Source organism: Streptomyces sp. NPDC012794 (assembly GCF_042901085.1).
Taxonomy (GTDB): Bacteria; Actinomycetota; Actinomycetes; order Streptomycetales; family Streptomycetaceae; genus Streptomyces.
This window is the reverse complement of the sequence record NZ_JBIBCI010000003.1, coordinates 182,667-204,278: the sequence shown is the minus strand read 5'-3', so window position 1 is coordinate 204,278 and position 21,612 is coordinate 182,667. Positions and strand designations below refer to the sequence as shown.

The following is a 21,612-nucleotide window of genomic DNA, read 5'->3' as shown; positions in this document are numbered from 1 at the left end:
CGGGGCGCGCCTGAAGCGTGCCGCACCGGTAGCGGGGCGCGCCGGTTACTCCGTACGCAGCCCGTCCGGGCGCATCATGCGCAGCAGCGGCGGCAGCGACAGGAGGGTGACCGCGGCGACCACCCCGGCCCCGGCGCCGGTGAGGGCGAGCACCGAGGTCCAGTCGACGCGGACCGGGACGGCGGCCATCCGGCTCAGGACCGCGCCCAGCCCGACTCCGACGGCCGCCGCCAGGGCCAGCCCGAGGGCGACCGGCAGGGCCGACTGCCACAGCACCGACAGGGTCAGCGTGGAACGCCTGGTCCCGAAGGCGACCAGCGCGGAGAGGAGCCTGCGGCGCTCGCGCAGCTGCTCCAGCTGGGAGACCAGCAGGCTGGTTCCGATCAGGACCAGCACCCCCGTCGCGCCGAAGAACAGCCCGACGCGGATGCGGGCGTAGCCGGCGTCCTCCTGCGTGGACCGCAGCGTCATCGCCGTGGCGAACGGGTCCGCCTTGAACGCGGCCGTCCGCACCCGCTCCAGGGCGTCCGGATCGGAGTCGTCCAGCTGGACGTAGACCTCCGCGGACCGGGCGCGCCCCAGGTCCTCCGGGGCGGCGGCGTGGGTGACCAGCAGGCCGTGGCGGAGCACGCCGACGGGGTCCTCTCGGGCCGGGACGGTTCGCGCACCGGCCGGGAAGGTCCACTCGGCGGTCTTCCCGCCCACCGCGGCCGACTCCTCGGCGGAGAGCGTGACGTCGCCGGCGAGGACCCGGTCACCGGGACGGACGGGAGCTTCGAGGGGGCCGCCCGCCAGGACGAAGGCGTCGCCGTCCTGGCAGGAACCGAGCTCCGCGACTTCGGCGAGCGCCTCGCAGCTGCCGACGGTCACCGGGACCGCCGGGCCGCCGGGGACGGACCCCTTGGGCGCCGCGTTGACCCGGCCCAGCGGTACGGCCCGGGTGACGCCCGGGGTCGCGGAGATCCGCCGGCCGAGGGCCTCCAGACCGGACTCGGTGCCGCTGTGCAGCAGGACCGCCACCGACGCCCGGGACGGGTCGTGCCCGGTCTCCTCGGTGAACTCGCCCTCGGTGCCCGTGAAGAGCATCTGGAGGGCGATGGCCCCGGCGACCGCCACCGCGATGCCGTTGACCAGACGGACGGACGGGCCGCTGGAGACCTGGAGGCGGCGCACGGCCAGCTGCCAGGAGACGGGACCGCCGCGCAGCCGGCCGAGGAGCCGTTCCAGCAGCCACGGCAGCAGGGCGGTGACCCCCACCAGCAGCAGTGCCACGCCACCGGTGACCTGCCACTCGTTGAACCGACCGTGGTCGTCACCCCGGCCCGCCAGCGGCGCGAGCAGGCCGAGCCCGCCCAGCGGCAGCAGCAGCCGCCACCAGACGCGGCGCCGGGCCGGCGCGGCGGTGCGCAGGACGCCCAGCGGCTCGATGACGACCCCGCGCAGCGTGAACAGGGTGACGGCCACCGCCGCGAGGGGTACGGCGAGCACGACCAGGGCCACCAGCTGCGGCGAGGGGTCGAGGTCGGCCGGGAAGACGCTGCGGTCGCCGATCGAGAGGGAGCCGGCCAGCCGGCGGCCGGTCAGGAAGAAGGCGGAGCCCAGCACCAGCCCGGCCGCGGCCCCAACCAGCGCCTCGCCGGCCGCGATCCGGCGGACCGTCCGGCCGTCGGCGCCGACCAGCCGCAGCGCGGCGAGCCGCAGGTCGCGCCGCTCGCCGCCGGAGCGGACGGCGGCCGCGATGAACACGGCGACCGGCGTCAGCAGGGCCACGATGGTCAGCACGACGATGAGCATCAGCACCGGGCTGAGCGGCTGGGTCCCCCGGAGGTCGGCGAAGCCGGTGACGCGCTGGACGCGGAACTCGCCCGGCTCGGGTGCCGGGAGCCGGTCGGCGCCCTGGTAGAAGGCGAGTTCGGCCGGGCCGGTCAGCCCGGCGTCGCCGATGACTTCACTGATTTTCCCGTTGAGGCGTTCGCGCAGCAGCGCGCCGCCGGGGGAGCGCAGCAGCTCGCCCAGGGCGGGCGAGACGGCCAGCTCGCCGGGGGCCGGGAAGGCCTTCAAGCCGGGTGGCAGCGGGGCGTCGGGGCCCTCCGGCCGGAGCAGCCGGCCCTCGATGTCCCGGCCCCGGTAGCTCATGTCGGCGCTGCCGATCAGCAGGGTGTCCCTGCCCGGCGCCGCGGCCTCGGGGGCCGACCGGGTGGACCGGGCGTCGCCGCGCTCGTCGCGGGCGGTGAGCGCGCCGGGGACCGCCGTACTGATGAGCAGCAGCGCCACGCCGAGGCCGACGCCCACGCCGGTGAACAGCGTGCGCAGCCACCCCTCGCGGCCGCCGCCGAGGGCGAAGCGGGCGCCCATGGCGAGGTCCCGGGACCAGGCCCGGGCCGTGCCGGGAGCGCTCATACGATCCGCTCCATGTCGCGGGAGCGGCCGTCGCGCATGACGATCTCGCGGTCGGAGTACGCGGCGACGCGGGTCTCGTGCGTGACGAGGACGACGGCGGCGTTCGCGGACCGGGCGGCCTCGGTGAGCAGCTGCATCACCAGTTCGCCGTTGAGGGAGTCCAGGGCGCCCGTGGGCTCGTCCGCGAAGATCACCCGGGGTCCGCCGACCAGGGCCCGCGCCACGGCCACCCGCTGGCCCTGCCCGCCGCTTATCTCGCCGGGGCGCTTGGCCCCGAGGTCCTCGACCTGGAGCCGCTCCATCCAGCGCAGCGCGGTCCGCTCCGCCTCCTTGCGCCTGGTCCCGGCCAGGCGCAGCGGCAGCGCCACGTTCTCGACGCAGGTCAGTTCGGGGACCAGCTGGCCGAACTGGAAGACGAAGCCGAACTCGCCGCGGCGCAGGGCGCTGCGTTCGGCGTCGTCCATCGAGGACAGCTCGCGGCCGGCGTAGGTGACGCTGCCGGAGTCGGGGGTGACGATCCCGGCGAGGCAGTGCAGCAGCGTCGACTTGCCGGAGCCGGAGGGCCCCATGACGGCGACGACCTCGCCGGGGTGGATGGAGAACTCCGCGCCGTCGAGGGCCTTGGTGGACCCGTACGCCTTGTGCAGGCCGGCGGCGGAGAGCAGGGTGCCGGCGGGGGTCATCGGCGTACCTCACGGGCGAGCTGGTCGAGGCGGGCGGCGGTGAGCTCCAGCCAGCGCAGGTCGGCCTCCAGGTGGAACAGGGCGTGGTCGCAGACCAGCTGGTCGGCGATGTCCCCCTTGCGCTTGCGCTGGGTCAGGATGCGCATGAGCCGCAGGTGCTCGGCGCGCTGGGTGTCCAGGAGCCCGTCGGCGCTGCGGTGGGTGAGCAGGGCCAGGACCACCTTGGTGTACAGGGTCGACTGGAGGTACGGCTCGGGCTTCTCGGGCTGGGAGAGCCAGTGCTCGACGTCGGTGATGCCGGCGTCGGTGATGGCGTACCGCTTGCGGTCGGGGCCGCCGCCGCTCTCGATCCCCTCGACCTCGACGAGGCCGTTCTTCAGGAGCCGGGACATGGTCGAGTAGACCTGCCCGTAGGCGAGGGGGCGGTCGTGGCCGAAGGTCTCGTCGAAGGCGCGCTTGAGGTCGTAGCCGTGGCGCGGGCCGGCCTCCAGGAGGCCGAGCAGGGTGTGGCCGATGGACATGGCGCGACTATACACGGGGTGTATACGCGCGGTGTATAGATCGGCGGCCGGGGTCTCCGGGCTGCTGTGGTCGGCGGCGCCGGGCGCGCCGGAAGGCCCGTCGGCGGGGCCGACGGGCCTTCTCGGGCGTGCGGGTGCGGGGCCTCCCGCGCGCACGGCCCCGCAGGGGGGACGGTCAGGAATCCGGTGCGTTGCGGGGGCGGCCGCGCGGGGGGATCGGGGCGGCGCCGCCCGGGAGGCGGCCCGACTCGGACAGGGCCCGCCGCAGCAGGAACTCGATCTGCGCGTTGGCGCTCCGCAGCTCCTCCCCGGCCCAGCGCGCGAGGGCGTCGTAGACCTGCGGGTCGAGCCGCAGGAGCACCTGCTTGCGCGCCTGCCGTGCCGCCCTTCCCGCCCTGGCGTCGCCCGCGGCCGGGCCGGGGTCCCCGCCCGGGGCGGGACCGGAGCCGGCCCCCTGGCCCTGGGGGCCGCCGGGGCGGGACGCGGCGGGGCTCACTGGTAGAGGGTGCCCGCGTTGATGACCGGCGTGGCCGCGCGGTCGCCGCAGAGCACCACCATCAGGTTCGAGACCATGGAGGCCTTGCGCTCCGGGTCCAGGTCCACGATCTCCTCCTCGGCCAGCCGGGTCAGGGCGAGCTCCACCATGCCCACCGCGCCCTCGACGATCTGCTTGCGGGCCGCCACGACCGCGCCGGCCTGCTGGCGCTGGAGCATCGCGGAGGCGATCTCCGGAGCGTACGCGAGATGCGTGAAGCGGGACTCGATGATCTGCACGCCCGCCGCCTCGACCCGGGTCGCCAGCTCGACCGCGAGCTTCTCGGTGATCTCCTCGGCGTTGCCGCGCAGCGACAGGCCGCCCTCGTCGTGGGAGTCGTAGGGGTACTCGATGGCGATGTGCCGGACCGCCGCCTCGGTCTGCGTCTCGACGAACTCGGTGAAGTCCTCGACCTCGAAGACGGCCCGCGCGGTGTCGGCGACCTTCCACACCACGACCGAGGCCAGCTCGATCGGGTTGCCGTAGGCGTCGTTGACCTTCAGGACGGCCGTCTCGTGGTTGCGTACACGGGTGGAGATCTTCTGACGCGAGGTCAGCGGGTTGACCCAGCGCAGCCCGTCGGCGCGGATCGTGCCCCGGTAGCGGCCGAACAACTGGACCACCCGGGCCTCTCCCGGGGCCACGGTGTTCAGCCCGGTCATCGCGAAGAGGGAGCCGAGGACGAGCAGGAAGCCCAGCGGGATCAGGGTCGCCTTGACGGCCGTCGCCTCCGACACCGCGGCGAGGGTGATCAGGACCGCTCCGCCGGCCACCCCCGCCAGCCCGGCCAGCAGGGCCGGTCCACCGCCGACGCTGCGCGCCGTGAACTCCCGTACGTCAGCCGGTCGCGTGTCTGCTGCGATCGTCATGGAATGCCCCCGTTTGTTCTGTTAGGTCCGGTCGTCGTCGACCGTGATGCCCTATCAAAGTGATATCACTTTTTGCGGACACCGCAACCCTTCCGGCATCGTGGGCGTCGGTTCCATCGGAGTGGGTGCTGATTCTCACGTCCGAATTGACCGGTATTGATCTGAATTGATCAAACTTTGTCACAGCCTGCGGTGTTAGTTTTCTGAGCTGACGTCGGGGGGGTAATCGAGCGGAGCGGGAGCGATGGGCCGAGCAGATGCGCGACGGGCGCAGCAGCAACGCGGTGCGCGGAAAGCGCCGAGCGGGCGCGCCGGCGGGCGCACGGACAAGGCGACCGGGAAGCGCAGCGGCATACGCCGCTTCCTCAACTGGAAGACGCTCCTCGGGACTTTCCTCGGCGGCATACTCCTGCTGGTGATCGCGGCGATCGTCCTCTACTTCTTGGTGGACGAGCCGACCGACCCGAACAAGACCGCGACGCTCCAGAGCAACACGTACAAGTACGCCGACGGCTCGCTCATGGCCCGCACCGGCGACATGAACCGCGAGATCGTCCCGCTCGACAAGGTCCCGGAGGACGTCCGGACGGCGTTCATCGCCATCGAGAACAAGACCTTCTACCAGGACCGCGGCATCGACGTGATGGGCGTGGGCCGGGGCCTCGTCAACACGGTCCGGGGCAAGGGCACGGCCGGTGGTTCGACGATCACCCAGCAGTACGTCAAGAACTACTACCTGACCCAGGACCAGTCGCCGACCCGCAAGCTGCGGGAGCTGATCATCTCCCTCAAGGTCGACCAGCGCATGGAGAAGGACGACATCCTCGCCGGTTACCTGAACACCAACTTCTACGGCCGCAACGCCTACGGCATCCAGGCCGCCGCCCAGGCCTACTACGGGGTCGACTCCGACAAGCTGACCCTGGAGCAGGGCGCCTACCTCGCCGCCGTCATCCAGGCCCCCAGCCAGTACGACTGGGCCACCGCGGGCCCCAACGGCAAGCGGCTGGTCATGATCCGCTTCAACGCCGTCCTCGACAACATGGTCGAGATGGGCAAGCTGGACAAGGCCAAGCGCGAGACCCTGAAGTTCCAGGAGCCGGTCAAGCCCAAGCCGCGTCCGGGCATGGACGGGCAGAAGGGCTACCTCATCCAGGCCGCCGAGGTCGAGATGAACCGGCAGGGCATCAAGGACTCCGAGATAGCCGCCGGCGGCTGGACGATCACCCTCGCCATCGACAAGAAGAAGCAGGCCGCCCTGGAGAAGGCCGTCCAGGACGAGCTGGAGTCCAAGCTGGAGCGCAAGAACACCAAGGACCGGCCCCAGGACCAGTCCGTCCAGGCGGGCGCCACCTCCGTGGACGCCAAGACCGGCCACATCGTCGCGATGTACGGCGGCGTGGGACTGACCGAGAAGTCCGCGAGCAACGCCCTGCGCACCGACTACCAGCCGGGCTCCACCTTCAAGCCGATCGTGCTGGCCTCCGCCCTGGAGAACGGGGCGAAGACCCAGGACGGGCGGCCGATCACCCCGAACGCCCTGTACGACGGCACCAGCAAGCGTCCCGTGGTCGGCAGCGACACCCCGTTCGCCCCGGAGAACCAGGACGACATCAACTACGGCGACCCGATGATCACCCTCCAGGAGGCCACCAACTCCTCGGTGAACTCCGTCTACGCCCAGCTGATCGTCGACGCCAAGCCGGCGAACGTGAAGAAGACGGCCCTCTCCCTCGGCATGGTCGACCGCGAGGGCTGGCTCGCGGACAAGCCCGCCATGTCGCTCGGCACCATGAGTGCCAACACCGTGGAGATGGCCGCCGTCTACGCCACGCTCAACAGCCACGGCAAGAAGGTCACCCCGACCATCATCAAGAAGGCCGAGCACAAGGACGGCGAGTTCAAGCCCGTCAGCCCCATCGGCTCCCAGGTCCTCACCAGCACCACCGCCGACACGGTCACCAAGGTCCTCACCGGCGTCGTCGAGGAGGGCTCCGGCAAGGCCGTGCGCAGCTCCGCCTACGAGGCCGCGGGCAAGACCGGCACCACCGAGAAGAACGTGGCCGCCTGGTTCACGGGCTACACCCCGGAACTGGTCACCGTCGTCGCCATGTTCGGCGAGGACCCCACCACCCACAACCAGGTCACCCTGACCGGTACCGCCGGCAAGGGCCGCGCGGGCGGCTCCAGCTTCCCCGCGCAGATCTGGCAGGCGTACACCACGGCCGCGCTCAAGGGCCAGACCACCGGCCAGTTCGACCTGTCGGACGCCAAGATGGGCACCCCGCCGCCCGCCCGCACCGCCAGCCCGACGGCCAGCCCCACCGGCTCCGTCTCCCCGTCGCCGACCAGCTCCGGCGTCCGCCCGTCCGGCACCCCGGACCCGTCGGCCAGCTCCGGCAAGCCGACCCCGCCGACGCAGAACCCGACGCCGCCGACGCAGAAGCCGACGCCGCCGACGCAGAAGCCGACGCCGCCGACGAAGGACCCGACGCCGCCGATCCTGCTGGACCGCTAGGCCGTCTGGGCACGGCTCAAGGTCCCGGGCACGTACGGCCGCGGCCCCGCAGCGATCACGCTGCGGGGCCGCGCCGTTTCCGCGTACTCCTGCCCGTCAGGCCCGTTCGTGCGTCCCCGGCAGCGGGAGCTCGAACCAGACCACCTTCCCGCTGCTCAGGCGGGTCGCGCCCCACCGCCGGGCGAGGCGGTTGACCAGGAACAGGCCGCGCCCGCCCTCGTCGGTCTCCCGGGCCCGCCGCTGGCGCGGCAGCTGCGGGGAGTCGTCGCCGACCTCGCAGCGCAGCACGTCCGTACGCAGCAGGCGCAGCGTCACCGGCCGCTCGGCGTACCGGACGGCATTGGTGACCACCTCGCTGACCAGCAGCTCCAGCGAATCGCTCAGCTCCTCCAGGTCCCAGCGGGCCAGCGCCCGCCGGGCGAACCGGCGCGCCCGGCCCGGAGCGGTCTCCTCCGGGTCGAGGAACCAGTACGCCACGTCGCTGGGCGCGATCCCCTCGAAGCGGGCCGCCAGCAGCGCGATGTCGTCGTCCCGGTCGCCCGGGCCCAGCATGTCCAGCACGTCGTCGCAGAGGGCCTCCAGCGGAGGCGAGTGGTCCAGCCCGGTCAGCTGGGCGGTGGCGGCCAGGCGCTCGCGCAGCTGCTCGATGCCCGTCCACACGTCCCGCAGCCGGGACTCCACCAGCCCGTCCGTGTACAGCAGCAGGGTGGCCCCGGCCGGGGCGTCCAGCTCCACGGCCTCGAAGTCCACGCCGCCGACGCCGATGGGGGCACCCGGCGGGACGCGGAGCACCTCGGCGCGGCCGCCCAGGTGCAGCAGCACCGGCGGCGGATGGCCGGCGTTGGCGATGGTGATGCGGTGCGAGACGGGGTCGTAGACCGCGTACAGGCAGGTGGCCATGCGGTCGGAGCCCAGCCGCTGGGCCTGCTCGTCCAGATGGTGCAGCACCTCGGCCGGGGGCAGGTCCAGCTGGGCCAGCGTCTGCGCGGTGGTGCGCAGCTGGCCCATGATCGCCGCCGAGGTCATGGAGTGGCCCATGACGTCCCCGACGACCAGCGCGACCCGGCTGCCCGGCAGCGGTATGGCGTCGTACCAGTCACCGCCCACCCGGGCCGTCTCGGCGGCGGGCAGGTAGCGGGAGGCGAGGCGCACCCCGGTGGGCTGGGGGAGGCCGTCGGGCAGCATGGTGCGCTGGAGCTCGTCGGCGATGTACGCCTCGCGCCCGTAGAGCACGGCCTTGTCGATGCCGAGCGCGGTGTGCGTGGCCAGCTGGGCGGCGACGAGCAGGTCGTTCTGCTCGAAGGCGTCCCGATCCGGGGTGCGCAGGAAGACCGCCGCGCCGATCACGCGCCGGCGGCCCCGCAGCGGGGCCAGGATGGCCCGCTGGCCGCGCGGCACGGGATGGTCGCCACCCAGCAGCTCCGGGAGCGCGTCCTTGGCCCCGGCGGCCGACCCGAAGACGGGCCGTACGCCGCGCAGGACCTCGGCGAGGGCACCGCCGGGGCGGATCTCGCACAGCTCGGCCGCGGGCAGGTCGCCCTGCGGGCCGACCAACGGCAGCTGGCTGAAGTCGAGTTCGCCGCCGGCCCCGGCGCCGCCCGCGCCCTCGGCGGCGTCGGTCAGGTCGTCGATCGGCCGGAGCCGGTCGGTGCGGCGCAGCCTTAAGACGACCGGGCCGGAGGGCCGTTCGTCGCCGACGGGCAGCGGGTCGCGCAGGTAGACGAGGATGGCGTCGGAGAAGGTCGGCACGGTCGCCCGGCACAGGCCGAGGACGATCTCGTCGAGGTCGATGCCGCGCGCGATCCGGCGCGTGGCGGCGCCGACGAAGCGCAGCCGGTCGCCCTCGCGCCGCGCCACGCCGACCTCGCCCGGGGCGGATCCGGTGCCCGTGATCGCCCGTACCGCCGCCGCGGCGGCGGCCGGGTCGCCCGGGGTCGCGTCGGCCTGCCCGCCGCCCGGGACGCGCCGGCCCGCGTTGCGCGCGGCCCGGCCGTCGCGGTCGCGTGCGGCGGCCGGGGCGGTGTCCGCCGGGGCGTGCCCGGCGCCCTCGCCGGTGGTGCCGCGCGGGCGCGGGAAGTCGGCATGCGTGCGTACGGCCTCGGCGGCCGCGATGGGGGCCTTGCCGTGGCCGAGCTCATCCGTACCTCCGCCGGAGGCGACGGTGGGCTGCGGGCCCTCCTGGGAGGTGGGGTACTCCGTCACGCGTGGAATTCCGTCCGTTCGCGCTCGATGTGCGCTGCACTCAACTCGGTCAGTCGCGGTATACCCGCTCAGCGGCGGGGGCACCACCACCCCCGGGTACCGCGTCCCGCTCGTTACCTTTCGCTCGCGTCGACCTCCGGTCAAGTCCCGGTCGCCGCAGGTCATTTACGGGCGCGGGACCGGTCGGGCCCCCCGCGTGCGACCGGCGGAGGACGATCCTACGTTTGAACCCCGGGGGCGCATCAAGGGTCTCATGAGGTCATATGCGCGGGGGTGCGGTCCCAGTCCTCGGGCAGAACCGGAACTCCCCAGGCCGGATCGGGCCTCCAGTCCTGCCATCCGTCGCAGAACGGAGCCCCCCAGGCCTTGACGACCTCCACCGCCGCGCGCCCCGCGTCCACCACGCGGCGCGCCTGCCGCCGGTCCATCAGGCCGATCCGCTGCGCCTGTGCGAACTCGTCCTCGTCCAGCCACTTCCAGCTGCGGTCCGGGTAGACCGCGATGTCGAGGAAGTGGTCCACGGAGTCGACCCCGCCGGACCACCGGGTGCGCGGCTCCTCCAGGTTCACGTACCAGTTCTTCAGGTGCCAGTCGCCGTCCCAGAACAGCCAGACCGACCACGGCTCCCCGGGCCGGGCCAGCTTGAGCACGCCCCCGCCGAACCAGCGCGAGCGCGCGGTGGTGCGCGGCGCGGTGTACCGGGTGGCTAGCGGCTCCCGGTGCACCGGAGTGCCGTCGGCCAGTACCGGCCGGACGCATTCGGTGCCGGGCGCCATCCATACGGCGAGCAGGTCGTCGGTGTCCCGCACCACCGTCACCGGGCGGGCGATGTGGAACCCGCCGTCCGGCCCCGGGGCGTGGTCGCGGTAGCGCCAGAGGATCTGCTCCCCGGGCGCCCAGTGCTTCTCCCGCGTCCCGCCACGCGCGGCGGGACGCGCCGCGTCGCCCCCGGGGCCGTAGGTACCTGTCATGCGCAGATCTTAGGTCGGCGGTCCCGCGAGATGCTGCGGTGCAGGTCACGGAGGGGGCCGGGGACGGTGAACGACCGGATTCGGCCCCTGTCCGGAACCGGCCTCAAGGGCGCGTCATCCGCAGGACGTCGAGCGCCTCGTCCAGCTGAGCGAGGGTGAGCGCCCCCCGGTCGACGTAGCCGGACTCCAGGACGACCTCCCTGATCGTCTTCCGCTCGGCGAGCGCCCGCTTGGCCACCTTGGCGGCCTCCTCGTACCCGATGTACCGGTTGAGCGGGGTCACCACCGAGGGCGAGGACTCGGCGTACTCCCTGGCCCGCTCGGCGTTGGCGGTGATCCCGTCCACGGTTCGGTCGGCCAGCAGCCGGCTCCCGTTGCCGAGCAGCCGGACCGATTCCAGCAGGTTCCGGGCCATGACCGGGAGCATCACGTTGAGTTCGAAGTTGCCGGCGGCGCCCGCCACGGCGACCGTCGCGTCGTTCCCCATCACCTGCGCGGCGATCATCAGTACGGCCTCGGGGACGACCGGATTGACCTTCCCGGGCATGATCGAGGACCCCGGCTGGAGATCCGGCAGATTGATTTCGGCCAATCCGGTGCGCGGACCGGAGGCCATCCAGCGCAGGTCGTTGCAGATCTTGGTGAGCGAGACGGCGATCGTACGGAGCACCCCCGAGGTCTCCACCAGCGCGTCCCGCGCACCCTGGGCCTCGAAGTGGTTGCGGGCCTCGGCCAGCGGCAGCCCCGTGGCCCGGGCCACCTCGGCGATCACGGCGGCCGAGAACCCGGGCGGGGTGTTGATGCCGGTGCCCACCGCCGTGCCGCCCAGCGGGAGTTCGGCCAGCCTCGGCAGGGAGGCCCGCAGCCGTTCGACGCCGTAGCGGACCTGGGCGGCGTACCCACCGAACTCCTGGCCCAGGGTCACCGGGGTGGCGTCCATCAGGTGGGTGCGCCCGGCCTTGACCACCCCGGCGAACTCCTCGGCCTTGCGCTCCAGGGCCTCCGCGAGGTGCTCCAGGGCCGGGACCAGCTCGCGGGAGACGGCGGCGGTGGCGGCGATGTGGATCGACGAGGGGAAGACGTCGTTGGAGCTCTGCGAGGCGTTCACGTGGTCGTTGGGGTGGACCTCGCGCCCGAGCCGCTCGGTGGCCAGGGTGGCGATCACCTCGTTGGTGTTCATGTTGGACGAGGTCCCCGACCCGGTCTGGAACACGTCGACCGGGAAGTGCTCGTCCCAGCGCCCCTCGGCCACCTCGGCGGCGGCGGAGCCGATCGCCCGCGCCACGTCCTCGTCCACCACCCCGAGCCTGGCGTTGACGAGGGCCGCGGCGGCCTTGATCCGGGCGAGCGCCTCGATGTGGGCGCGCTCCAGGCGCTGTCCGGAGAGCGGGAAGTTCTCCACCGCGCGCTGGGTCTGCGCGCGCCACTTGGCGTGCGCGGGGACCCGTACCTCGCCCATGGAGTCGTGCTCGGTCCTGAAGTCCTGCGGCTGCTGATCGTCAGTCATCTTCGTAGCCTCCTCAAAAACTTGAGCAATTGTCTTGTTCGAACTGTTCCCATCTCCCCTACCGGCCAGTAAATACCGGTGGTAACACCGATATCGGGGAGGCGTTCATGGCACGTGCCCGTACGAAACCCAGGCTCAGATCTACCTTCGCCGCCGTCGCGGCGTTCGCGGCCGCCCTCGGGGGCGTCACCGCCATCACCCCCATGGCCCAGGCGGCCCCCGCCGCATCCGGCTCGATCACCCCCCTGCCGCCGGAACTGGAGGCCGTCCGCGCCGCCGAGGCCACCAGGATCTACGGGGACCCGGCCATCCGGCCGCCCGCCGAGCGCAAGACCGGCCTGATCTCCCTCGGCGACAGCGAGATCTCCGGCGAGGGCGTCGGCACCTACGACCCCGCCACCAACACCTCGTCCAACCAGTGCCACCGCTCACCCGACGCGGCCATCCACCGCACCGGCATCCCCGCCGACCTCACCTTCAACGTCGCCTGCTCCGGCGGTTACACGGGCAACATCCGCATCGGCGGCAGCAAGCAGTACGCCGACGAGCTGGTGCAGAGCGACAGCCTCGCCATCAAGGCCCGCAACACCAGGATCAAGATGGTGGTGCTGGTCGCCGGCGCCAACGACGACCTCCAGTTCGGCCCGGTCATGACCGACTGCGTCACCCGCTGGGTGCTCAGCCAGGGCACCTGCGAGCCCAAGTACGCCCCCGGCTGGCAGGCGCGCGTCGACGGGCTCAGGCCCAAGGTCGAGGCGACCGTCGCCGACCTCAAGACGGTCATGCGCGGCGCGGGCTACGCCGACTCCGACTACAAGCTGGTCCTGATGGGCTACCCCAGCCCCATCGGCCCCGACTTCAACGACAACCCCGGCTTCCCCGGCAAGCTCCCCGGCGGCTGCGCGGGCTACGACTCCGACGCCACCTGGGGCCGCAACCACGCCGTCCCCGCCTTCGAGAAGGGCATGCGCGCCGCCGCCCGGGCCTCCGGCGCCCTCTACCTGGACAACTCCCGGCTCTTCCACGGCCACGAGGTCTGCATGGAGGACGCCTGGGCCCGCGGGCTCTACCTGGACCTCGGGGACCACTTCCCGTGGGACGAGAACACCGCCCGCCAGTCCTTCCACCCCAACTACCGCGGCCACGGCGCCTTCGCGTCCTGCCTGACCCAGCTCTACTCCTCCGGCCTGCGCGAGGCCTCCTGCGCCGACCCGGCGAGCACCGGCACGCCCGTCCTCCAGCCCGGAGCCTGGGACGACCTCTACCGGCCCCTCAAGAACGAGGCCACCGGCAACTGCCTCGACTCCTCCGGCGGCTCCAGCGCCAACGACACCAAGGTGGTGGGCTGGGACTGCCACGGCGGCCGCAACCAGGGCTGGTGGTACGACTCCTCGAAGAAGTCCCTGCACATCGAGCTCACCCACGACCGCTGCCTGGACGCCCCGGGAGCCAACTACGGCGCCGGCACCGGCCTGATCCTCTACAACTGCCACGGCGGCGCCAACCAGCAGTTCGTCCGCGACGGCGCCACCCTGCGCCCCGCCGCCGCCCCCGGCATGTGCCTGACGGTCCCCGCCGCCCACGAGCAACTGCGCCTCCAGCCCTGCAACGGCTCGGCGAACCAGCGCTTCGTGTAACCCCCCGTCCCCCTCACCGCCACCGGACCCCCCACCCGGCCGGACCGAACCCGGCCGGGTGTTCCCACGTCAGGGGAGGGACGCGACGGCGTCACAGCGCTTCCAGCTGCTCCCGGACCAGACGGGGCCGGTTGGTGATGATCGTCTCCACCCCGAGCCGTACGCACAGCTCCACGTCCTCGGGCTCGTCCACGGTCCACACCCGCACCCGCAGCCCCTTCGCCCTCAGCCGCCCCACCAGCCCCGGGTCCCCGCGCACCAGGTCGATACCGGGACCGGCGTGCCCCGCGAACGGCGGGCGCGGGGGCCGCAGGCTCCGCTCGATCAGGTACACGGCGGGCAGACCCGGCGCCAGCCGGTGCATCCGCATCAGCGCGCCGCGGGAGAAGCTCATCACCTCGACGCGGCCGTCGGAGCCGTCGGCCAGCCCGTGCTCCTTCAGGACCCGCACCAGCTCGGCCTCCAGACGGCCGCCCGCCCGGGTCGGGTGCTTGGTCTCCACCGCCAGCCCCACGGGCCGGTCCGCCGCCAGGGCCTCCCTGAGCAGGTCCTCGAAGAGCAGCACCCGCGCACCCCGGTGCGCCTCGCCCTTCCAGCCGCCGAAGTCGAACGCCGACAGCTCCTCGTACGTCATCGCGGAGACCACGCCCCGCCCGTCGGAGGTCCGCTCCACCGTCCGGTCATGCACGCACACCAGCCGCCCGTCACCGCTGAGGCGCACATCGCACTCCAGGGCGTCGGCCCCGTCGGCGATGGCCTTCCGGTAGGCCTCGATGGTGTGCTCGGGGTGCTCGTGCGAGGCCCCGCGGTGCGCGACCACCCGGACGGCGCGGGCGGTGCGGGGGGACGAGAGCGTCGGTGCCATGCGGGGATCCTTGCGAACCGGGGTGAACGGCCCGGTGCGGGCCTGTGACCCCGACGTTAACCGGAGACCCCGGCACGCGCCGGTCGCGGGGCCAGCGGGGCGGGGGTCACCTTGAAACCGCCCTTGACCACCTCCGTGAAGGGGGCCGGGGCCATGCAGGTGCCCACGGGGGCCGCGGAGGCGGATCCGTCGGCCTTCACGTCGACGTTGGCGATGCCCCGCGAGAAGCCGACCCGGTCGGGGGCCCCGCGCTCGCCGTCCTGGACGCTGATCCCGATCCGCTTGCCCTCCCAGCCGACGTTCGAGGAGGTGACCACCGCGGTCACCGTGGCGGTCCTGCCACCGGTGACCATGCAGTCCACCTCCGCCTCGGCGACGCCGGTGAAGTCCTGGTCGGGCATGGCGTGGAAGACGGTCACCCTGCCGCGCGCGTCGACCGGCATCCCCTGCTCCCCGCCCGGAGCCGGGAAGGGCCTGCTCCAGGGGGCGGCCTCCGCGTCGACGGTGAAGCGGATGTCGTGGTCCGCGGGCACGTACGGGTACGAGACCGTCCCGCCGCCGTGCACCGAGGCGGGCTTGTGCGCGGTGGGCGTGGCGGGGGCCGGAGCGGCGGCGACCAGCGTCGCGACCAGGGCGGCGGAGCCGGCCAGGGCAAGGGTCCGCGTACGGTTCCTCATGGTGAACTCCCGGTGAGAGAAGGCTGTTTCGCTGACGGGAACAGCCTCGCCGGGTCCCGCCGGCACGGCATCTGCCCCTCGGCCGACATGCGCGAGGGCCCCTCCCCCGGGCGGGGGAGGGGCCCTCGGTCCCGCGGGCCACGGACGGCCCGGGCGGAGGCACTACGACAGCTGGGACCCCTGGCGCACCGGGATGTGGGTGAACGTCGGCTCCGGGGCCGGGTTCTGGAAGAAGTCGTTGCCCTTGTCGTCGACGACGATGAAGGCCGGGAAGTCCTCGACCTCGATCTTCCAGACGGCCTCCATGCCGAGCTCCTCGTACTCCAGGACCTCGACCTTCTTGATGCAGTCCTGCGCCAGGCGCGCCGCCGGACCGCCGATCGAGCCCAGGTAGAAGCCGCCGTGCGCGCCGCACGCGTCCGTCACCTGCTGCGAGCGGTTGCCCTTGGCCAGCATGACCTTCGAGCCGCCCGCCGCCTGGAACTGCTCGACGTAGCTGTCCATGCGGCCGGCCGTCGTCGGGCCGAAGGAGCCGGACGCGTAGCCCTCGGGGGTCTTCGCGGGGCCGGCGTAGTACACCGGGTGGTCCTTGAGGTACTGCGGCATGCCCTCGCCCGCGTCCAGCCGCTCCTTGATCTTGGCGTGCGCGATGTCGCGGGCCACGACCAGCGGTCCGGTCAGGGACAGCCGGGTCTTGACCGGGTGCTTGGTGAGGGTCGCCAGGATCTCGTCCATCGGCTGGTTCAGGTCGATCCGCACCACGTCCGCGGACTCGTCGAGGTGCGAGTCCTCGGTCTCCGGAAGGAACCGCGCCGGGTCCGTCTCCAGCTGCTCCAGGAAGACGCCCTCGGCGGTGATCTTCGCGACCGCCTGGCGGTCCGCCGAGCAGGAGACGGCGATCGCGACGGGCAGGGAGGCGCCGTGGCGGGGGAGGCGCACGACGCGGACGTCGTGGCAGAAGTACTTGCCGCCGAACTGCGCGCCGATGCCGATCTTCTGGGTCAGTTCGAAGACCTGCTGCTCCAGGTCCAGGTCGCGGAAGCCGTGGCCGTGGGGCGAGCCCTCGGTCGGGAGCTCGTCCAGGTAGTGCGCGGAGGCGTACTTGGCGGTCTTCAGGGCGTGCTCGGCCGAGGTGCCGCCGACCACGATCGCCAGGTGGTACGGCGGGCAGGCCGCCGTGCCGAGGGAGCGGATCTTCTCCTCCAGGAACTTCATCATGGAGGCCTCGTTGAGGACCGCCTTCGTCTCCTGGTAGAGGAAGGACTTGTTGGCGGAGCCGCCGCCCTTGGCCATGAAGAGGAACTTGTACGCGCCGCCGTCGGTCGCGTACAGCTCGATCTGCGCGGGCAGGTTCGAGCCGGTGTTCTTCTCCTCCCACATGGTCAGCGGGGCCATCTGCGAGTAGCGCAGGTTCAGCTTCGTGTACGCGTCGTAGATGCCGCGCGAGAGCGCCGCCTCGTCGCCGCCCTCGGTCAGCACGTTCTGGCCGCGCTTGCCCATCACGATGGCCGTGCCCGTGTCCTGGCACATCGGCAGGACCCCGGCGGCCGCGATGTTCGCGTTCTTCAGGAGGTCGAGCGCGACGAACTTGTCGTTCGAGCTCGCCTCCGGGTCGTCGATGATCCGGCGGAGCTGCGCCAGGTGCGCGGGGCGCAGGAAGTGCTGGATGTCGTGGATGGCCTCCGCGGCGAGCGTGCGCAGCGCCTCGGGCTCGACCTTGAGGAACGTACGGCCGTCGGCCTCGAAGGTCGAGACGCCCTCCGAGGTCACCAGCCGGTAGGGGGTGGTGTCCTCGCCCAGGGGCAGCAGGTCGGTGTACGCGAACTCCGGCATTTGGGTAGCCATTCCTCACTCGGCGGGCAGCGCTGGCGACCAATTGGCAGCGCGACTGTCAAGCGTAGGACCTCTCGCGCCGACTGTGTCTGTGAGGTAAGGCTCACCCCGCGCTATCGCGATCTATCGTGTTTCGCTATGCTGACGGCGTGGACCTGGAAAAGCACTCCGCCGCCCCTGCCCCCGCGCCCGCCGCCGGGCCCTCCGGCCTGCGCGCCTCCGACGCCGACCGGGACCGGATCGCGCAGACCCTCTCGGACGCCCTCGCGGAGGGCCGGCTGAGCCCCGAGGAACACGCCGAGCGCCTGGACACCCTGTACGCCGTCAAGACGGTCGGGGAGCTGGACGTCCTCGTACGCGATCTCCCGGCGGCCGGGGCCGCCCACCGGACGGCCGCCGCGCCCGCCGTCGCGCCCCCGCCGGCCGCCGGACCCGTCGAGACGGTGGTCGCGGTGTGCAGCAGCTCGGCCCGCAAGGGCCGCTGGCGCCCCGGGACCCGCACCCGTGCGGTTTCCGTCATGGGCGACATCACGATCGACCTCACCGAGGCCGTCTTCGAACAGCAGGTCACCGAGATCACCGTCGCCAGCGTCCTGGGCAACGTCGAGGTCCTCGTCCCGGAGAACGTCACCCTGCGCGGCTACGGCAGCGGCGTCCTCGGCAACTTCGAGGTGCGCGGCGAGGGCCTCGCCGCCGACCCTCAGGCCCCCGTGGTGATCGTCCGCGGCTTCGCCCTGCTCGGCAACATCGAGGCCAGCCCCCGGCGCGGCTCCCGCCTGGTCGACCTGGCCGCGAAGCGCCGCGAACGCCGGGACTGAATCCGACCGGATGGCGTCCGGTTTCGGACGAACCGGTCCGCCCCGGCGGCGCACGGCGCTTAGCGGCACGCGCAGCGGGTAGGGACTGGTGCATCGTCTCTCGCTCGCGTATACGTCGTCAGGAGTAGACCGTGCCGCATCCGCCGCATCAGTCCCTGCAGGCCGCCGCCGTCCAGAGTCTTCAGACGCGTCCGGCCGCCGTGCCGAAGCCGCGGGTTCCGGCCAGGGAAGAGGACGGCCCATGGCACGCCGAGGCCGTCTGCCGCAGGGATGAGGCGGGGCTCTTCTTCGCGCCGTCCAAAGAGCCGACCGCGGCCCGGCTCGCCCGCGAGGAGGCCGCCAAAAGGGTCTGCGCGCGCTGCCCCGTGATGGTCGCCTGCCGGGAGCACGCCCTGCTCCAGCCCGAGCCGTACGGCGTCTGGGGCGGGCTCACCGCCGCCGAGCGCCGCGTGGTGCTGGGGCGCAGGCGGCGCCGGGCCGCCGAGCTGCTCCCCGGCGCGGGTGCGCCCGGCCAGGTCGCCGCGGCCGGCTGACCGGCGCGCCGCCGCGGCGCTCGGCGCCCGCGCCCCCGGCACCGCCACCCCGGCCCCTCGACCACCGCACCCCGCCGCGGACACGCCGAAGGGGCGGTCCCCCGCACAGGGACCGCCCCTTCGCCGTGCCGTCGACGGCCGGACCGCTCCTACTGGGCGCGGTCGAAGTCGATGTCGCTGTAGGCGCGCAGCTTCGACAGGCGGTGCGTGGAGTCGATCTGCCGGATCGTGCCCGACTTCGACCGCATGACCAGCGAGGACGTGGTCGCGGTCTCCGAGCGGTAGTGGACGCCGCGCAGCAGCTCGCCGTCCGTGATGCCGGTGGCGACGAAGAAGACGTTCTCGCCGGACACCAGGTCGTTCGTGGTCAGGACGCGGTCCAGGTCGTGGCCCGCGTCGATCGCCTTCTGGCGCTCCGCCTCGTCCTTGGGCCACAGCTTGCCCTGGATGACGCCGCCGAGGCACTTTATGGCGCAGGCCGAGATGATGCCCTCGGGGGTGCCGCCGATGCCCATGAGCAGGTCGACGCCGGTGCCCTCGCGGACCGCCATGACCGAGCCGGCGACGTCGCCGTCGGAGATGAACTTGATCCGGGCGCCGGTCTCGCGGATCTCCCTGACGATGCCCTCGTGACGGGGGCGGTCCAGGATGACGACCGTGACGTCCTCGGGGGCGATGCTCTTGGCCTTGGCGACGCGGCGGATGTTCACCGAGACGGGGGCGTTGATGTCGACGAAGTCAGCGGCCTCCGGGCCGGTGACCAGCTTGTCCATGTAGAAGACCGCGGACGGGTCGAACATGGTGCCGCGGTCGGCGGCGGCCAGGACGGCGATGGCGTTGGGCATGCCCTTGGCGTTGAGCGTGGTGCCGTCGATCGGGTCCACGGCGATGTCGACCTCGGCGCCGGTGCCGTCGCCGACGTGCTCGCCGTTGAAGAGCATCGGCGCTTCGTCCTTCTCGCCCTCGCCGATGACGACGACGCCGTTCATCGAGACGGTGGAGATCAGGGTGCGCATCGCGTTGACCGCGGCACCGTCGGCGCCGATCTTGTCGCCGCGGCCGACCCACCGGCCCGCGGCGAGGGCCGCGGCCTCGGTGACCCGTACGAGTTCCAGGGCGAGGTTGCGGTCAGGCGAATCGGGAGCGACTTCGAGCTGGGGCGGCAGGTTGTGCTCGGTCATCGGAGCGCACCTTTCTGTACGACGACGGCCGGGATGTGAGGGTGCTGGAACTCTATCGGTTCATCGACATATTGAGCAGACCGGGTCACGTATGAGCGGAATATCGGTGCGCCCGTACGGCTGAGCGGACATCGCGGTGCCCCGCCGCGGGGGCCGTCCCCGCCGCCACGCCCACCCCGGCGGTGATCGCCCAGGACGATGCGGGACGATGGTGCCGTGGCAGGTATGAAAGGCAAGCAGACGGTCTGGGACATGGTCCGGTCGCTGGCGGTGATCGGCGTGGTCGTGGCGGGCATCTACATATTCGTCCCCCACGACGAGGACGCCGACCCGACGCGCACGGTGGACTACCGGGTGGAGACCATCACGGCCCGGCGCGCGGCGCCGTACCCGGTGGCGGCCCCGGTGGGCCTTCCGGAGCGGTGGCGGGCCACCTCGGTGACCTTCGAGCGCAAGAACGCGCACGCCTGGCACCTGGGCTTCCAGGATCCGGACAGGCAGTACGTCGCCGTGGAGCAGTCCACCGACGCCTCCGCCAAGAACGTGGCCAAGCTCACCCAGCAGGCGAAGGCCACCGGGCAGACCCAGCAGGTCGGCGACCGGGCGTGGGAGCGCTGGGACGGCGAGAAGTACGACGCGCTGGTCCGGCAGGAGCAGGGCTACGTCACCGTGGTGACGGGCACGGCCTCCTTCGAGGGGCTGGGCGCGATGGCGGCGGCGCTGGAGTTCAAGCAGGGGCCGCAGACCCCGTAGCGGCCGAGGCGGGACCCGTACCCCGTACGCACGACCAACGCGAGAGGCCGCCCGCCCCGGAATCCGGGGCGGGCGGCCTCTCGCCGTACGCGGTGCCCGCGGCTGCCCCTCGCGGGCGGCCCGGCGGCTCAGACGGTGGTGACGACCTGGTCGAACTCCAGGCGCGGGGAGCGCGGGAACCAGGCGTCCTCGCCCGGCTTGCCGATGTTGACGACCATCAGCGGGGTGTGGTCGGCGTCCAGGAATTCCTTCTGCACGCCGGCGAAGTCCAGGCCGGTCATCGGGCCGGCGGCCAGGCCGGCGGCGCGGATGCCGATGATGAAGTAGGCGGCCTGGAGGGCGGCGTTCAGCACCGCGGACTGCTCGCGGACCGGGCGCTCGGAGAAGAAGGCGTCCTTGGCCTGCGGGAAGTGCGGCAGCAGCTGGGGGAGCTCCTCGTGGAACTCGTTGTCCGCGGAGAGGATCGCGACCAGCGGGGCGGCGGCGGTCTTGGGCTGGTTGCCCTCGGCCATGTGCTTCACGAGGCGCTCGCGGGCCTCGGGGGAGCGGACGAGGGTGATGCGCAGCGGGGTCTGGTTGAAAGCGGTCGGGCCGTACTTCACCAGGTCGTAGATGGCCTGGACCTGCTCCTCGGTCACGGGCTCGTCGGAGAACGAGTTGGCGGTGCGGGCCTCGCGGAAGAGGAGGTCCTGAGCAGCGGCATCGAGCACGAGAGACATCGGTAAGCCTTCTTCGTCGGGTACGGAAGTGAAGCGGTATCACCGACCCTACGGCGAAAGTAGGTGAAATTTCAACTAACTCGTCGGGGGCGGTGAGCCGGATCACTCCTCGCGGTCGCCGCCGTCCTGGCCGGCCGCCGCCTCCCGGGCCGCCAGCGCCGAGTCGAGGCGGGCGCGAGCCCCCTCGAGCCAGTGCCGGCAGACCTTCGCCAGCTCCTCGCCGCGCTCCCAGAGGGCCAGTGACTCCTCCAGGGAGGTGCCGCCGGCCTCCAGCTTGCGGACGACCTCGACGAGCTCGTCGCGCGCCTGCTCATACCCCAGCGCCGTATCGGTGTCGGTCATTCCTTGGTATCCCATCGTAGGTGTGCGGTGCATCGGGTTGCGGTGGAA

The 21,612-nt window shown here is 72.6% G+C and carries 19 protein-coding genes; 5 read left to right on the top strand and 14 right to left on the bottom strand.

Translation table 11 applies throughout. The features are described 5' to 3' along the window. Positions 1–45 precede the first annotated feature (45 nt). The 5 genes from ACFY7H_RS06975 to ACFY7H_RS06955 all read right to left on the bottom strand — a co-directional run bounded on the left by ACFY7H_RS06975 (position 46) and on the right by ACFY7H_RS06955 (position 5,008). Positions 46–2,400, bottom strand: coding sequence for an FtsX-like permease family protein (locus tag ACFY7H_RS06975; RefSeq protein WP_388934226.1), 2,355 nt, complete (start codon positions 2,398–2,400; stop codon positions 46–48). After that, positions 2,397–3,083: an ABC transporter ATP-binding protein gene (locus tag ACFY7H_RS06970; RefSeq protein WP_388934224.1), complete on the bottom strand. Its 687-nt coding sequence runs from the start codon at positions 3,081–3,083 to the stop codon at positions 2,397–2,399. Before ACFY7H_RS06970 ends, ACFY7H_RS06975 begins: the two co-directional genes overlap by 4 nt. Then, complete coding sequence (locus tag ACFY7H_RS06965; protein ID WP_388934221.1) at positions 3,080–3,604, bottom strand: PadR family transcriptional regulator; 525 nt, start codon at positions 3,602–3,604, stop codon at positions 3,080–3,082. Before ACFY7H_RS06965 ends, ACFY7H_RS06970 begins: the two co-directional genes overlap by 4 nt. 175 nt (positions 3,605–3,779) lie before the next feature. After that, positions 3,780–4,100 carry an AT hook motif protein gene (locus tag ACFY7H_RS06960; RefSeq protein WP_388934219.1) on the bottom strand — a complete coding sequence of 107 codons (321 nt, stop codon included), beginning with the start codon at positions 4,098–4,100 and terminating at the stop codon, positions 3,780–3,782. Next, positions 4,097–5,008 (bottom strand): SPFH domain-containing protein, encoded by a 912-nt coding sequence (locus ACFY7H_RS06955; protein ID WP_388934215.1) that lies wholly within the window; start codon positions 5,006–5,008, stop codon positions 4,097–4,099. Before ACFY7H_RS06955 ends, ACFY7H_RS06960 begins: the two co-directional genes overlap by 4 nt. A gap of 244 nt (positions 5,009–5,252) precedes the next feature. Here ACFY7H_RS06955 and ACFY7H_RS06950 point away from each other — a divergent pair, with 244 nt between their 5' ends. After that, complete coding sequence (locus ACFY7H_RS06950; protein ID WP_388934213.1) at positions 5,253–7,526, top strand: transglycosylase domain-containing protein; 2,274 nt, start codon at positions 5,253–5,255, stop codon at positions 7,524–7,526. A gap of 96 nt (positions 7,527–7,622) precedes the next feature. Here the strand turns inward: ACFY7H_RS06950 and ACFY7H_RS06945 are convergent, their stop codons facing one another. The 3 genes from ACFY7H_RS06945 to ACFY7H_RS06935 all read right to left on the bottom strand — a co-directional run bounded on the left by ACFY7H_RS06945 (position 7,623) and on the right by ACFY7H_RS06935 (position 12,206). Continuing rightward, positions 7,623–9,728: a SpoIIE family protein phosphatase gene (locus ACFY7H_RS06945; protein ID WP_388934210.1), complete on the bottom strand. Its 2,106-nt coding sequence runs from the start codon at positions 9,726–9,728 to the stop codon at positions 7,623–7,625. A gap of 251 nt (positions 9,729–9,979) precedes the next feature. Beyond that, entirely contained in the window at positions 9,980–10,699 is a 720-nt protein-coding gene (locus ACFY7H_RS06940; protein WP_388934207.1) for a DUF402 domain-containing protein, read from the bottom strand. Between the two features lie 103 nt (positions 10,700–10,802). Beyond that, positions 10,803–12,206, bottom strand: coding sequence for a class II fumarate hydratase (locus ACFY7H_RS06935; RefSeq protein WP_388934204.1), 1,404 nt, complete (start codon positions 12,204–12,206; stop codon positions 10,803–10,805). A gap of 107 nt (positions 12,207–12,313) precedes the next feature. Here ACFY7H_RS06935 and ACFY7H_RS06930 point away from each other — a divergent pair, with 107 nt between their 5' ends. After that, positions 12,314–13,843, top strand: coding sequence for a ricin-type beta-trefoil lectin domain protein (locus ACFY7H_RS06930; protein WP_388934201.1), 1,530 nt, complete (start codon positions 12,314–12,316; stop codon positions 13,841–13,843). Between the two features lie 91 nt (positions 13,844–13,934). On the opposite strand, the gene ACFY7H_RS06925 is transcribed toward ACFY7H_RS06930, so the two are convergent. The 3 genes from ACFY7H_RS06925 to ACFY7H_RS06915 form a co-directional block, all read right to left on the bottom strand. Then, on the bottom strand, positions 13,935–14,708 hold the full coding sequence (locus tag ACFY7H_RS06925) for a glycerophosphodiester phosphodiesterase (protein WP_388934199.1): 774 nt from the start codon (positions 14,706–14,708) through the stop codon (positions 13,935–13,937). Positions 14,709–14,764: 56 nt separating this feature from the next. Beyond that, positions 14,765–15,385 carry a hypothetical protein gene (locus ACFY7H_RS06920; RefSeq protein WP_388934196.1) on the bottom strand — a complete coding sequence of 207 codons (621 nt, stop codon included), beginning with the start codon at positions 15,383–15,385 and terminating at the stop codon, positions 14,765–14,767. 162 nt (positions 15,386–15,547) lie between these two features. Continuing rightward, positions 15,548–17,218, bottom strand: a complete 1,671-nt coding sequence (locus ACFY7H_RS06915; RefSeq protein ID WP_388934194.1) for a fumarate hydratase — start codon at positions 17,216–17,218, stop codon at positions 15,548–15,550. Positions 17,219–17,367: 149 nt separating this feature from the next. Here ACFY7H_RS06915 and ACFY7H_RS06910 point away from each other — a divergent pair, with 149 nt between their 5' ends. Together ACFY7H_RS06910 and ACFY7H_RS06905 are read left to right on the top strand one after the other, a co-directional pair. After that, complete coding sequence (locus ACFY7H_RS06910) at positions 17,368–18,036, top strand: DUF1707 domain-containing protein (protein ID WP_388934191.1); 669 nt, start codon at positions 17,368–17,370, stop codon at positions 18,034–18,036. Between the two features lie 131 nt (positions 18,037–18,167). Continuing rightward, positions 18,168–18,569: a WhiB family transcriptional regulator gene (locus ACFY7H_RS06905; RefSeq protein WP_388934188.1), complete on the top strand. Its 402-nt coding sequence runs from the start codon at positions 18,168–18,170 to the stop codon at positions 18,567–18,569. Between the two features lie 149 nt (positions 18,570–18,718). Here ACFY7H_RS06905 and glpX read toward each other — a convergent pair whose 3' ends face one another. Further along, positions 18,719–19,750, bottom strand: coding sequence for a class II fructose-bisphosphatase (gene glpX / locus ACFY7H_RS06900; RefSeq protein ID WP_388934184.1), 1,032 nt, complete (start codon positions 19,748–19,750; stop codon positions 18,719–18,721). Positions 19,751–19,975: 225 nt separating this feature from the next. Here glpX and ACFY7H_RS06895 point away from each other — a divergent pair, with 225 nt between their 5' ends. After that, positions 19,976–20,503, top strand: a complete 528-nt coding sequence (locus ACFY7H_RS06895) for a DUF4245 domain-containing protein (protein WP_388934990.1) — start codon at positions 19,976–19,978, stop codon at positions 20,501–20,503. A gap of 128 nt (positions 20,504–20,631) precedes the next feature. Here ACFY7H_RS06895 and ACFY7H_RS06890 read toward each other — a convergent pair whose 3' ends face one another. Together ACFY7H_RS06890 and ACFY7H_RS06885 are read right to left on the bottom strand one after the other, a co-directional pair. Then, the gene (locus ACFY7H_RS06890; protein ID WP_388934181.1) at positions 20,632–21,222 is read right to left on the bottom strand and encodes a malonic semialdehyde reductase; all 591 of its coding nucleotides are present in this window, start codon (positions 21,220–21,222) and stop codon (positions 20,632–20,634) included. Between the two features lie 102 nt (positions 21,223–21,324). After that, the gene (locus ACFY7H_RS06885; RefSeq protein WP_388934179.1) at positions 21,325–21,597 is read right to left on the bottom strand and encodes an exodeoxyribonuclease VII small subunit; all 273 of its coding nucleotides are present in this window, start codon (positions 21,595–21,597) and stop codon (positions 21,325–21,327) included. Positions 21,598–21,612: the final 15 nt, after the last annotated feature.